We start from the raw sequence: 12,850 nt of genomic DNA on the forward strand, positions 1-12,850 counted from the left end.
GGCTTCTCATCGCGACATTGGATGCATCGGCCGACAAAAGGTTCCCGACCGATCCCGCCGGCCAGCCTCAATCCGTGTCAAGGACTGGCAGAGGCTATTCTACCGCCTTCACCACACCGCCGCCTCTATTTTGTAGACCGTTTCATCGGCCGATCGGTCGCCATGATATCGCTCAGGATCGCAATTTTTCCAGGCTGTTACGCCGATTTTCTGACCTCAGTATGAAAAGGTGCTGGCTCAGGCCTCAGCGGCCGCCGCCAGCCCGCGCGCCAGGTCGGCCTTCAAATCCCCTACATCCTCGAGCCCGATCTGCAAGCGCACCAGCGGCCCGTCATACGGGCCCTTGGCGATGGTGCGGTCGCCAAGGAATACCGGCACGGCAAGGCTCTCATAGCCGCCCCAGGAATAGCCGAGGCCGAAAAATTTCAACGCGTCGAGGAAGGCGTGCTGCTGCTTTTGTCCACCGCCCGCAAGAACGATCGAGAAGATGCCGCTCGATCCGCAAAAGTCGCGCTTCCAAAGATCATGGTCGGGATGGCTGGGCAGCGCCGGATGCAGCACCTGCGCCACGCCCGGCTGGCCCTCCAGCCAGCCGGCGAGGGCAAGCGCGCTCTTTTGATGGTGCTCCAGCCGCACGCCCATGGTGCGCAGGCCGCGCAGCACCTGGTAGACGTCGTCCGGCCCCGCGCAGCAGCCCATCGTGTTGAACGTCTCGCAAAGCTGCTTCCAGCAGTCCGCATTGGCCGACACGGTGCCGAGCAGCACGTCGGAATGGCCGGCCGGGTATTTCGTCGCCGCGTGGATCGAGATGTCGACGCCATGGTCGAGCGGGCGAAAGTAGAGCGGCGTCGCCCAGGTGTTGTCCATCATGACGATGGCGCCGACGGCGTGTGCTGCCTTGGCGATGGCCGGTATGTCCTGCACCTCGAAGGTGTTGGAGGCCGGCGATTCGGTGAGTACCACCTTGGTGTTGGGCCTGAGCAGCGCCGCAATGCCGGCGCCGATGCGGGGCTCGTAATATTCGACCTCGATGCCCAGCCGCTTCAGCATCGTGTCGGCGAAATTGCGGGTCGGATGATACACGGAATCGACGATCAGCAGATGATCGCCGACCGACAGGAAGGCGAGCAGCGGCAGCACCACGGCCGCCAGGCCGGACGGCACCGCGACCGTGCCGGCGGAGCCTTCCAGCGCATCGATGGCGCTGGTCAGCGCATCGGTGGTCGGGGTGCCGCGCGTGCCGTAGGTGTATTTCTGGCTGCGCGCCGCCATTGTCGCGGCATTGGGATAGAGCACGGTCGAGGCATGCACGACCGGCGGATTGACGAAGCCGAAATAGTCATGCGGGTTGTTGCCGGAATGGGCGAGCCGCGTGTTGATGCCCATCTCGCTGCCGTCTTTTGCCATTGCTTTTTATCCCATGAGTAGGTCGTTAGCCATAGTGCGGCGGCATTGGCCGCGCAACCGCACCGCACTCGCCAGGCCAAGGTCTTGAATATGCCAATTCAGCAATGCGCCGTAGATCCTCTGGACGGCTGCCAGGTGCGCTTGGCAAGTCACGGTCCGACTTTGCCGGCTTTATTGGCGCGCTGACCAATTTGCGAGCGCGTTTGTCTGCAATTTCAGGCATTTCAGGCGGTTGGTTTTCAAAGTCTTTCGGATTTGGTCATTTCCCTTGACCTCACAGGAATAATCGCCTTCGATGTTGTTCGTGAATGGGAGGCAGCGCGTCGGTTACGATGCGGGATTCCGGTAATGGGCCGGGATACATAGCTGCGTTCACACGGGAAAAAGTCAGGTTCGCCTGGAAAAAACAGAAAAGGGTCTGTGGGTCATGAAACACATTGCAATCGGCGTTTTGGGCGCCGCCGCGTTTGGATTCGCGGCTTCGGCGGCTTCGGCGGCCACGCTCGACGATGTCAAAGCGAAGGGCTTCATCCAATGCGGCGTCTCGACCGGTCTGGCCGGCTTCTCGGCGCCGGACGACAAGGGTGAGTGGCAAGGCATCGACGCGGACTTCTGTCGCGCTGTGGCAGCCGCCGTGTTCGGCGATGGCACCAAGGTGAAATTTACGCCGCTCAGCGCCAAGGAGCGGTTTACCGCTCTGCAGTCGGGCGAGATCGACATCCTGTCGCGCAATACCACCTGGACCATCAATCGCGACACCGCACTCGGCCTGAACTTCATCGGCACGACTTATTATGACGGCCAGGGCTTCATGATCAACGCCAAGAAGCTACCGGGCGTGAATTCGGCGCTGCAACTTTCGGGCGCGGCGGTCTGCGTGCAGAGCGGCACCACGACCGAGCTCAACCTTGCCGACTATTTCAAGTCGAACAAGATGGAGTACAATCCTGTCGTCTTCGAAAAGCTGGAAGAGGTTAACGCCGCCTATGACGCCGGCCGCTGCGACGTATACACCACCGACCAATCGGGCCTCTATGGCATCCGCCTGACGCTCGGTGCGCCGGCCGACCACGTCGTGTTGCCCGAGATCATCTCCAAGGAACCGCTTGGGCCGGCTGTACGCCAGGGCGACGACCAATGGTACCACATCGTCAAGTGGACCTATTTCGCGTTGCTCGACGCCGAGGAACTCGGCATCACCAAGGCCAATGTCGACGAGATGAAGAACTCGGACAGTCCCGAGATCAAGCGCGTGCTCGGCCAGGAAGCCGACACCAAGATCGGCACCGATCTCGGCGTCTCTAACGACTGGGTCGTCAACATCGTCAAGGCCGTCGGCAATTACGGCGAGATGTTCGAGCGCAATGTCGGCTCGGGCAGCCCGCTGAAGATCGCGCGCGGCATCAACGCGCTGTGGACCAAGGGTGGTCTGCAATACGCTCCGCCGATCCGCTGATTGAAAATGGATCCGGAAGGCAGATCGTCTGCCTTCCGGTCTCTCTTTCCAGGGGACTGTCGAATGGCATCGCAGGAAGTTCTTCGCGAGGAGCCAAGCCGCGGTTCCTTCATCAATGATCCTCGCGTCCGCGGCATATTCTTTCAAGCACTGGTCCTCGTCCTGCTGGTGGCGGGGGTCTGGTGGGTTACCCACAACGTCATCGTCAATCTGACGCGCTTGCACATCGCCTCCGGCTTCGGCTTCCTCAAGGGCCGCGCCGGTTTCGACATCAGCGAAAGCGCCATCGCTTATTCGTCGGATTCGACTTATTTCCGAGCCATCCTGGTCGGCTTCATCAACACCGTGATCGTGGCCGTCGTCGGCATCATCACCGCCACCATTATCGGTTTCATCGTCGGCATCGGCCGACTGTCGCGCAACTGGCTGATCAGGAAGATCTGCACGGTCTATGTCGAGGTCTTCCGCAACATCCCGCCGCTGCTGGTCATCTTCTTCTGGTATTCCGGCGTACTCGCCGTGCTGCCGCCGCCGCGCGAGAGCATCAATTTGCCGTTCGGCTCCTTTCTCAACCAGCGCGGCTTTTATTTTCCGCGCGCTGTCTGGGGCGAGGGCTCCTGGCTGATCCTGGTCGCCCTGCTCCTCGGCATTGCCATGGCCTGGTTCGTCGCCCGCAAGGCGCGGCAGCGGCAGATGGCGACGGGTCAGCCGTTCCCGGTGCTCTGGACATCCATAGCGTTGATCGTCGGCCTGCCGCTGCTGGCCTACGCGCTGAGCGGCTTTCCTCTGAGCTTCGAATTCCCGAAACAATCGACTTTCAACCTGGTCGGTGGCTTTCAGGTCAGACCGGAGTTCCTGTCACTCTATCTGGCGTTGTCCTGCTATACGGCCGCCTTCATCGCCGAGATCGTGCGCGCCGGCATCAGGGGCGTCAGCACGGGCCAGACCGAGGCGGCCGCGGCACTCGGGCTGCGCTCGGGATCGATCCTCAGGCTTGTCGTCGTGCCGCAGGCGATGCGCATCGTTATTCCGCCGCTGACCAGCCAGTATCTGAACCTGACCAAGAACTCTTCGCTCGCCATCGCCATCGGCTATCCGGACCTGACGGCGACTGCCGGCACTGTCTTGAACCAGACCGGGCAGGCGGTCGAAGGCGTGGTGATCATGATGGCTGTCTATCTCGCGCTCAGCCTGATCACGTCGGCGATCATGAACGTCGTCAATGCCAGGATGGCGCTGGTGGAGAGGTAGGGCCATGCAGGAACACGACATGTCCTGGGTGCGGACGGAGATGACGCTGGCGCAGCCGGCGCCGTCGAGCGAGCGTGGCCTCACCGCCTGGATCCGCAAGAACCTGATTGCCACCACGGGCGACACCATCTTGACCATCGTCGGCATCGCGCTGGTTGCCATGATCCTGCCGCAGATCGTCAATTGGGCTTTCATCAACGCCCAGTGGACGGGACCGGACCGCACGGTCTGCGCCACCGTGGCGCAGGGCGGCATCCAGTCGGACGGCTGGACCGGCGCCTGCTGGGCTTTCGTCAACGCCAAGTTCGGCCAGTTCATGTTCGGCACCTATCCTGTCGAGGAGCGTTGGCGGCCGATCGTGGTGGCCATCCTGTTCGTGGCACTGCTGGTGCCTTTGCTCATACCGCGCGTACCGCGCAAAGGGCTGAACGCCATTCTTCTCTTCCTGGCGCTGCCGGTCGTCGCCTTCGTTCTGCTGGTCGGCGGCATGTTCGGCCTGCCGCATGTCGAGACGTCGCGTTGGGGTGGGCTGCTGGTGACGCTCAGCCTGTCCTTCGTCGGCATTGCCGTGTCGCTGCCGATCGGCATCGTGCTGGCGCTCGGCCGGCGCTCGAACATGCCGATCGTCAAGCTGCTGTGCGTGATCTTCATCGAGACGGTACGCGGCATCCCGCTGATTACGGTGCTGTTCTTTGCCAGCGTGATGCTGCCGCTGTTCCTGCCGGCCGGCGTCAGCTTCGACAAGTTCCTGCGCGCGCTGATCGGCGTGTCGCTGTTTGCCGCCGCCTACATGGCCGAAGTGGTGCGCGGCGGCCTGCAGGCTATCCCCAAAGGCCAGTATGAGGGCGCCGATTCGCTCGGCCTCAGCTACTGGCAGAAGATGGGTCTGGTCGTCATGCCGCAGGCGCTGAAGCTGGTCATTCCCGGCATCGTCAACACCTTCATCGGCATGTTCAAGGACACCAGCCTGGTCATCGTCATCTCGATGTTCGACCTCCTCGGCATCGTCAAGCAGAACTTCTCCGACGCCAATTGGGCGACGCCGCAGACGGCCAGATCCGGCCTGGTGTTCGCGGCCTTCATCTTCTGGCTGTTCTGTTTCGGCATGTCGCGCTATTCAATGTACACGGAACGCCGTCTCGACACCGGCCACAAACGCTAAAAAAGGGGACCTTGTCATGGCCATAGAAAACGCCGTCAGCGCGGAAGAGATCAAGGTCAATGCCGCCAAGATGCACATTTCCACCACCGATGTCGCCATCGACATCATTGCCATGCACAAATGGTACGGCGAATTCCATGTGCTGAAGGACATCAATCTAAAGGTGATGCGCGGCGAGCGCATCGTCATCTGCGGCCCGTCGGGCTCCGGCAAATCGACGATGATCCGCTGCATCAACCGACTGGAGGAACACCAGAAGGGCAAGATCATAGTCGACGGCAAGGAACTGACCAACGATCTGAAGAAGATCGACGAGGTGCGCCGCGAGGTCGGCATGGTGTTCCAGCACTTCAACCTGTTCCCGCATCTGACCATTCTGGAAAATTGCACGCTGGCGCCGATCTGGGTGCGCAAGATGCCGCGGAAACAGGCCGAGGAAATCGCCATGCATTTCCTCAAGCGCGTCAAGATCCCGGAACAGGCCAACAAATATCCCGGCCAGCTTTCCGGCGGCCAGCAGCAGCGCGTGGCGATCGCCCGCTCGCTGTGCATGAACCCGCGCATCATGCTGTTCGATGAGCCGACCTCGGCTCTCGATCCGGAAATGATCAAGGAAGTGCTGGAGACGATGGTCGGGCTGGCCGAGGAGGGCATGACCATGCTCTGCGTCACCCACGAGATGGGCTTTGCGCGCAAAGTCGCCAACCGGGTGATCTTTATGGATCAGGGTCAGATCGTCGAGCAGAACACGCCGGCCGAGTTCTTCGACCACCCGCGCCATGAGCGCACGAAGCTGTTCCTGTCGCAGATCCTGCACTGATCCTGTACGCCGGTTCGGGACAAGACCGGCGGACCGGCCCTCTGCCTTGCTCGGGCCTTACGCGTATTCGACGAGCGGTGATGCTCGGGAGGATCTGCCCTTTGTTCGATGGCGAGCATCGGCAATTATTTTAGCACCCACAATCCTGCGACGATTGCCGCATATCGTGCAGCCTTGCCCAATGCGACAAGCATCACGAATACGCCGAGATGCATGCGGGCCGCGCCTGCCGCGACAGTGAAGGCGTCCCCGACGACCGGCAGCCAGGCGAATAGGAGCAGCCACGCGCCAAAGCGGCGAAAGCTCCGGCTGGCCCGCTGGTATCGTTCACGGGTGATGGGAAACCATCGCCTAGATTGCAGCGTATCGATGCCACGCCCCAGCGTCCAGTTCACCACCGAGCCGAGCGTGTTGCCGATTGTGGCGACCGCAAGCAGTAGCACCGGATCGCCACGGCCGCCGGCGATCAAGCCGGCGAGCACAACTTCCGACGAGACCGGCAAGATGGTTGCGGCTAGGAATGCGCTGGTGAACAGGGCGCCATAGATTGCCAGTGCAGCCACGTCGAGCGACCGGCTAGGCCTGCACGTCGACGACGCCCATCATGCCGAGCTGCTCGTGCTCCAGGATGTGGCAATGATACATCCTCCGCCCGGGGCGATCCTGGCGCAGCAAAAGCCGCATCGTTTCGCCGCGCGCCACGTTGACCGTGTCCTTCCAGGCGAGATAGGCCGGTTTCGAGACCTGCCCACCACGTTCGTGCTCGACCACTTGGAACTGCGTCCCATGAACATGGAACGGATGGTCCATGTCGGCCTTGTTGACGATTTCCCAGAGCTCGACCTGTCCTGTTTTCGACACCACGTCGATGCGGCCCATGTCGAACGCCGCGCCGTTGATCAGGAAGCCCATCTGCATATCCGTCGCGCTCATCGTCGTCGTTTCGGTGAACACGAAACGCCGGCTGACGGCAGGGGTGCCAAGTTGCGCAATTGGTCGAAGCTTTTCCGGCAGCGGAGGAAACGTCTCTGCAGGCGTGTCCAAAACATTGACCGTAAGCAATGTCAGGCCTGCATCGGCGGGGCGGCCTGCGCCCATCCAGCCGCGATCGTAGTCGAGCGTGCTCAGGGTGACGGGGCCGCGCTTCTCAAACGAGACGATCAGTTCAAGGCGTTCCGCCGGGCTGAGCAGGACATCCTTGGCTGCCACCGGCGCCTCCAGCAGACCGCCATCGGTGCCGATGATCGTCATGGGTGCGCCGTCGAAGGAGAGCCGCAAAAAGCGCGCGTTAGTCGCGTTGTAGAACCGAAATCGCCGCTTTGTTCCAAACGGGACGGATAGCGCGGGATTTTTTTGTCCATTGACCAGCACGTGATCGCCGACGCGCCCGTTCATCAAATCGACCATGGTGTTGTCCGGCATGGTGCCGTCGGCGGCAAGGCGAAGGTCTGTGAACATCAGCACAGTGTCGCCATACTCGGCCGGGATCGGGTCCGCCTTCGGCTTGACCACGAACGCGCCGGCAAGTCCGCGATAGACCTGCTCGGCCGTCTTGCCGTGCGGATGCGGATGATACCAGTACGACCCCGCGCTTCCTTCGGGCAGTTCGAAGCTGTAGGTGCGCTCCGTGCCCGTCGCAACGGGGTCCATAGGATTGCCATCCTGGTCAGCTGGAACCGGCATGCCATGCCAATGGATGGTGCTCGTCTCTTCAGGAATTCGGTTCGTGAATGCAATCTCGACACGGTCGCCTTCAGTCACCTCGATCAATGGCCCCGGGCTCATACCATTGTATCCAAGGATTGGCGTGTCGAGCCCTTCTGCAAAGCGAACCATGGCGGGTTCAGCCGTGAGGTTTGCTCTGAACAGGCGGGGCGCATTGGCTTCATTGGCTAGCAGCGGCAACTCGCGCAACGCCTGGCCCTCAGGCAGCATGGTCGCGCTTTTTGGTGCCGCGCCCATGTCGTGGCCCGCGTGCCCCATATCCATGCCGGGCATCTCGTCCATCTTCATCTGGGCGATGGCGCGCGGGCTGGCGAGAACCGTGGCAACGCCTGCCGCCAGAAAACAGCGTCGATCCATGTGTTGTCTCCGAGATTAAGGTCACGCGCGTCGGCACGCGGTGTAACTCACGTGGCACGCTCCGTAGCCAGGTTGACATTAGCCTCGGTCACGTCATGCCGCCGTCTTCAGCGCCTTTCAAGCGGGCGACACAGGAGGCGGAGGTCATGCCCTCGATCCCAATCTGAATCGCGGGAGCGGAAACAGGCTCGGCTGGGGTTATGAGCGACAGCGTTCATGGGTTTGCAGCTCCAACTGGGTAACTGCGACACGATAAAGGTTCCCATCACGGGAAGGTCAAGGGGCAAATTTCGAGCGCTGCTTCGGCACCACAGCGATGATTTGAGCTGGCTCAAAAGCCCTTGACCTTCCTGTGATGGGAAGCCCCATGACAACCCCACTAGAGGAGAGCCGCAATGATAAGACTGACAGTTCCGGAAATGAACTGCGGGCAGGCGTCATCAGATCAGTCGGTTACAACGAAAATTGGCCTGCCTGAACAGCGTACGGTCGGCGCGGATCATAAGCGCGCCAGCCGCGTTTGTTGCCATTAGGAGTTGTATAACAAGCCGAGTGGGCGAGTGCGGCGATAGGTCAAGGGTTCATCCTGATGCTCATCCAACCGATCGATTATTTCCTCGTCGTCTGGTTCGCGCTGGCGCTGGCTTCGACGCTTTATGTCGGCTTCGACCAATATCGCAACAATCCCGAGCCGGTGGTGATGAAATGGGGCTTCATCCTGGTCACCCTCTATATGGGTCCGCTCGGCTTGCTGCTTTATGTGCTCGCGGACAAGGAGCCACGGCCGGGCGAGCATGATGTGTTCACCCGGCCGCTCTGGAAGCAGGGCGTCGGCTCCACCATCCACTGCGTCGCCGGCGATGCCACCGGCATCATTCTTGCCGCCGCCGTCACGGCGGCGCTCGGCCTGCCGATGTGGATCGACCTGATCGTCGAATATCTCGCCGGCTTTGCCTTCGGCCTGTTCATCTTCCAGTCGCTGTTCATGAAATCGATGATGGGCGGCACCTATTGGAAAAACGTACGCAAGAGCTTCCTGCCCGAGTTCATCTCCATGAACTTCATGATGGCCGGCATGGCGCCGGTCATGAGCTTCCTGATGATGGGCCGCGACATGCGCGCGATGGAACCGCCGGAGCTGTTGTTCTGGGGCGTGATGTCGATCGGCGTCATCGCCGGCTTTGCGCTTGCCTACCCGGCCAATGTCTGGCTGGTCGCCCGGGGGCTGAAGCATGGGCTGATGACACAGCGCGCGCAGGCAGCCGGCATCGATGGTCGAGAGCAGCCTGCAACGAGGCAACATGCGCAGATGCAAATGCAGCAGGCCGACGCCAGTGGCCATCGCGGACAGCGCCACGATATAGCTTCCCACAAAGGCAAAGGCGGCGGCCATCACATGGAGACAGATGCCACAACGCCGCAGGTGGCTGCCCTGGGTGCCGTCTCCCTGCTGGCGCTCGCCATCGGCATGATCGCGCCGGCGAACTGGCTGAACCTGACGCTGTCGGCACGCGACGTCGGCGGGGTGATCATGCCGCGAGGCATGATCATGGATCGCGACACGCCGGCTGATACGATGCGCGACATGGCCGCTACCGATCCACGCCTCGTGGCCGCCTCTTATGGCCTGACGGCAAGGGGCGACCAGGAACTGCCGTTTCGGATAGAGAATGGCATCAAGGTGTTCGAGCTCAGGCCTTCAGTGGTCCGCTGGCAGATCCTGCCGGACGTCGCGGTCGACGCCTATGCCTATAATGGCCAGATTCCCGGCCCGCGAATTCACATTCGCCAGGGCGATCGGGTCAGGATCAACGTCACCAACGGCCTGCCTGAGGAAACGACGGTGCATTGGCATGGCTTGATCCTGCCGAACCAGATGGATGGGCCGGCCGAGATCACCCAGGCGCCGATCGAGCCCGGCCAATCCTATTCATACGAATTCACCGCAACCCAGCACGGAACCTATTTCTACCACCCCCATGCCAAGCCGGACCGGACCCAGGCGCTCGGCCTCTACGGTGCGCTGATCATCGATCCCGCCAATCCCGCCGACGAGGTCGCGGCCGACCATGATTACGTCATCCAGCTTCAGGAATGGCTGGTGCGGGAAGGGCTGACCTACCCGTCGATGCCGATGGACGGCGGCATGCCGAATTTCTTCACCATCAACGGCAAGGCCTATCCCTCGACCGAGACGATCCCGATGAAGGTCGGCGACACGCTCAAGGTGCGGTTCATCGGCACCAACAACGGCTTCATCCATCCGATGCATATCCATGGCGGACCGTTCGAGGTCGTTGCCCGCGACGGCGAGACGGTCCCCGCTTCGGGTCGTTTCCTTGCCGATACGATCAACGTCGGGCCGGGTCAGCGCTACGACGTGATCTGGAAGGCGCAGCGTCCGGGCAAATGGCTGATCCATTGCCACATCCCGCATCACACCACGAACAACAATGTCGAGGAGAAGGGCGGCGGCGGGCTGATGGTCGTGATCGATGTGACATGACCGGCGTCGCCTTGGCGCGTTCCATCCGCTGCACCGGACCGGACACCATGCAGTGGCTGAAACCATATTTTCTCTTAAGCTGATGTGATCTGCCAGACAGCGACGCCGGCAAGGGCGAGACCGGCGGCGCCCTCGATGGCCCGGGAGATGGTTTCGAACAGCCGTGGCTGGCGCGCGAAAAACTGTACAAGCCGTTCCCGAAACACGATCGACAACACGGCGACGCAGGACAGCGTCAGCGCCACGCCGACCATCATGGTGATGGCAAACAGGACGCCCGCTGCCGGAACACCCCTGGACATCGCGAAAGTCATAGCGAAAAGCGTAAGCGGACATGGGATCAGGCCTGCCATGACGCCGACAGCCTCGCCCTCGTGCCTGTGGTGATGGCTGTGGCTCAAAGCGCGCCAGAGCATCCAGACGCCAATGAGGCCGAGCAGCCCGCGACTGATGTGCTCCAGAAGCGGAGCGCGGCCGACGCTGCCCAATGCTATTGAGACCAGTGGCAGCGAGAGAGCCGCAATCAGAACGGCAATCGTCACATGCGTGAACGATAGCGTGATAGATACGAGCAGACCACGCGAGACCTTCGCATCCGAACCGGCAAGATACGTCGCCAGGACGGCCTTGCTGTGCCCCGGCGTCAGCGCATGGGCAGCCCCGAACACGACGCCCATCGGCAGGAAGGCCATGAACGCCAGCCAATTGCCTCCGGCCGCAAGCAGCTTGATCTGTTCGCCGAGCGTCAGATAGATCGTGCGCTGAAATTCGACGAGCGTCTGGAACATCGGACGAGACTAGCAGAAAATCGGCGAGCGTCAGTGCATGTGGCCGTGGTGATGCGTGTGCTCGTGAGGATGGTCGTTCTCTCCACGTTCCGTTGAAAACTGCACATTCGCCTCAGCCAGGGCCGGCATATGCTGGGATAGTTCGTCCTTCAGCGCTGCGGCGATCTTGTTCGCCGCCGACAGCGGCAGGGTTTCGTCCGCGGCAATTGCGATGTCGGCGTGCAATCTATGACCGATCCAGCGCGCCTTGGCATCGACAATGCGCGCGCCCGGAACATGCTCGGCGGCATGTCGGATTTCGTCTATCACACCGGGTTCGATTCCATCCAGCATGCGGGTCAGCACCGAGCGGGCCGATTGCCAGACGATACCGAAGATCGCAATCGTGATCAGCAGGCCGACGATCGGATCGGCCAAGGAAAAGCCGAACCAAACGCCGATGGCTCCGATGACCACGGCAAGGCTGGTAAGTCCATCTGTGCGGGCGTGGTAGCCGTCGGCAATCAGTGCCGCGCTGTTGATTTCGCGACCGACGCGGATACGGAACACGGCAACCGCCTCGTTGCCGAGGAAGCCGACAATGCCCGCCGCAGTCAGCCAGCCCAGGTGTGTCACCACTTGTGGATTGATCAGCCTGTCGATGGCTTGGTAGGCAGCGACTACAGCGCTGAACAGGATGATGAGCACGATGATGATGCCGGCCAGATCCTCGCCCCGGCCCAAGCCATACATGAAGATCCGCGACGGCTTGCGCCGCGCCAGAACGAACGCAATCCATAGCGGGATCGCCGTGGTCGCATCGCCGATGTTATGGATCGTGTCGGCCAGCAATGCCACGCTCCCCGACAACGCAACCACGACCATCTGCAATGCCGCGGTGATGGCCAGGATCACGAACGACCATTTGATTGCCCAGATGCCCCGGTCGGTGGTGGCAATTGTCGCGTCGATGACGCCATGGCTGTGACCGTGCGGACCGTGATCGCCGTGATGATGTGCGGCGTGCGAGCCGAACCCGAGCCAGTCCAGAATGCGGGCTACGATGGCATTCATAGATACTTCGCCAGCTGCTTGAGTTCCGCCAGCGAGTTGCCGCCGGTTTCCACGCTGTCCGTCAGGCAATGCTCGATGTGATCGTTGATCAGCTCGCGCTTGGCGCTGCTGATCGCTTTTTCGACTGCATGAAGCTGCTGCGCCAGGTCAACGCAAGGGCGATGCGCCTCGATCATCGCCAGCACCGCCGCAAGGTGGCCTTGCGCGCGCTTCAGGCGCTTTATGATGGAAGGATGCGAGGCGTGGAGGTGATCTGACATGCTTGAGCATATCCTCCCGGGGAGGATATGCGTCAAGCTCTAAGTCAGCTGTGCAACGTTCGGAG

At 61.5% G+C, this 12,850-nt stretch carries 11 protein-coding genes; 5 read left to right on the top strand and 6 right to left on the bottom strand.

What is annotated here, in order from left to right:
* Window positions 1–237 precede the first annotated feature (237 nt).
* Window positions 238–1,407, bottom strand: a complete 1,170-nt coding sequence (locus tag NKI97_RS22720) for a cystathionine beta-lyase (RefSeq protein WP_352452784.1) — start codon at window positions 1,405–1,407, stop codon at window positions 238–240.
* A 427-nt stretch (window positions 1,408–1,834) separates the two neighbouring features.
* Between NKI97_RS22720 and NKI97_RS22725 the strand changes: the two genes are divergently transcribed.
* The 4 genes from NKI97_RS22725 (at window position 1,835) to NKI97_RS22740 (ending at window position 6,096) form a co-directional block, all read left to right on the top strand.
* On the top strand, window positions 1,835–2,863 hold the full coding sequence (locus NKI97_RS22725; RefSeq protein WP_254820740.1) for an amino acid ABC transporter substrate-binding protein: 1,029 nt from the start codon (window positions 1,835–1,837) through the stop codon (window positions 2,861–2,863).
* A 63-nt stretch (window positions 2,864–2,926) separates the two neighbouring features.
* The gene (locus tag NKI97_RS22730; RefSeq protein WP_352452783.1) at window positions 2,927–4,114 is read left to right on the top strand and encodes an amino acid ABC transporter permease; all 1,188 of its coding nucleotides are present in this window, start codon (window positions 2,927–2,929) and stop codon (window positions 4,112–4,114) included.
* Window positions 4,115–4,118: 4 nt separating this feature from the next.
* Window positions 4,119–5,276, top strand: a complete 1,158-nt coding sequence (locus NKI97_RS22735) for an amino acid ABC transporter permease (RefSeq protein WP_352452782.1) — start codon at window positions 4,119–4,121, stop codon at window positions 5,274–5,276.
* 70 nt (window positions 5,277–5,346) lie between these two features.
* Complete coding sequence (locus tag NKI97_RS22740) at window positions 5,347–6,096, top strand: amino acid ABC transporter ATP-binding protein (protein WP_031212005.1); 750 nt, start codon at window positions 5,347–5,349, stop codon at window positions 6,094–6,096.
* Window positions 6,097–6,221: 125 nt separating this feature from the next.
* Here the strand turns inward: NKI97_RS22740 and NKI97_RS22745 are convergent, their stop codons facing one another.
* Together NKI97_RS22745 and NKI97_RS22750 are read right to left on the bottom strand one after the other, a co-directional pair.
* A complete protein-coding gene (locus NKI97_RS22745) occupies window positions 6,222–6,659 on the bottom strand; it encodes a YqaA family protein (RefSeq protein WP_352452781.1) in 438 nt (145 codons plus the stop codon).
* 13 nt (window positions 6,660–6,672) lie between these two features.
* Window positions 6,673–8,178: a multicopper oxidase family protein gene (locus NKI97_RS22750; protein WP_352452780.1), complete on the bottom strand. Its 1,506-nt coding sequence runs from the start codon at window positions 8,176–8,178 to the stop codon at window positions 6,673–6,675.
* Between the two features lie 589 nt (window positions 8,179–8,767).
* On the opposite strand from NKI97_RS22750, the gene NKI97_RS22755 reads away from it, so the two are divergent.
* Window positions 8,768–10,684: a multicopper oxidase domain-containing protein gene (locus tag NKI97_RS22755; protein ID WP_352836683.1), complete on the top strand. Its 1,917-nt coding sequence runs from the start codon at window positions 8,768–8,770 to the stop codon at window positions 10,682–10,684.
* 74 nt (window positions 10,685–10,758) lie between these two features.
* Here the strand turns inward: NKI97_RS22755 and NKI97_RS22760 are convergent, their stop codons facing one another.
* From NKI97_RS22760 to NKI97_RS22770, 3 genes are read right to left on the bottom strand one after another with little or no spacing between them, the layout of a single operon-like run.
* A complete protein-coding gene (locus NKI97_RS22760; protein ID WP_352452778.1) occupies window positions 10,759–11,472 on the bottom strand; it encodes a HoxN/HupN/NixA family nickel/cobalt transporter in 714 nt (237 codons plus the stop codon).
* Between the two features lie 30 nt (window positions 11,473–11,502).
* A complete protein-coding gene (locus NKI97_RS22765) occupies window positions 11,503–12,525 on the bottom strand; it encodes a cation diffusion facilitator family transporter (protein ID WP_502904522.1) in 1,023 nt (340 codons plus the stop codon).
* A complete protein-coding gene (locus tag NKI97_RS22770; RefSeq protein WP_352452777.1) occupies window positions 12,522–12,785 on the bottom strand; it encodes a metal-sensing transcriptional repressor in 264 nt (87 codons plus the stop codon). The genes NKI97_RS22765 and NKI97_RS22770 overlap by 4 nt, the downstream gene beginning before the upstream one ends.
* Between the last annotated feature and the right edge of the window lie 65 nt (window positions 12,786–12,850).

It is taken from the genome of Mesorhizobium sp. M0296, from assembly GCF_040321675.1.
Taxonomy (GTDB): Bacteria; Pseudomonadota; Alphaproteobacteria; order Rhizobiales; family Rhizobiaceae; genus Mesorhizobium.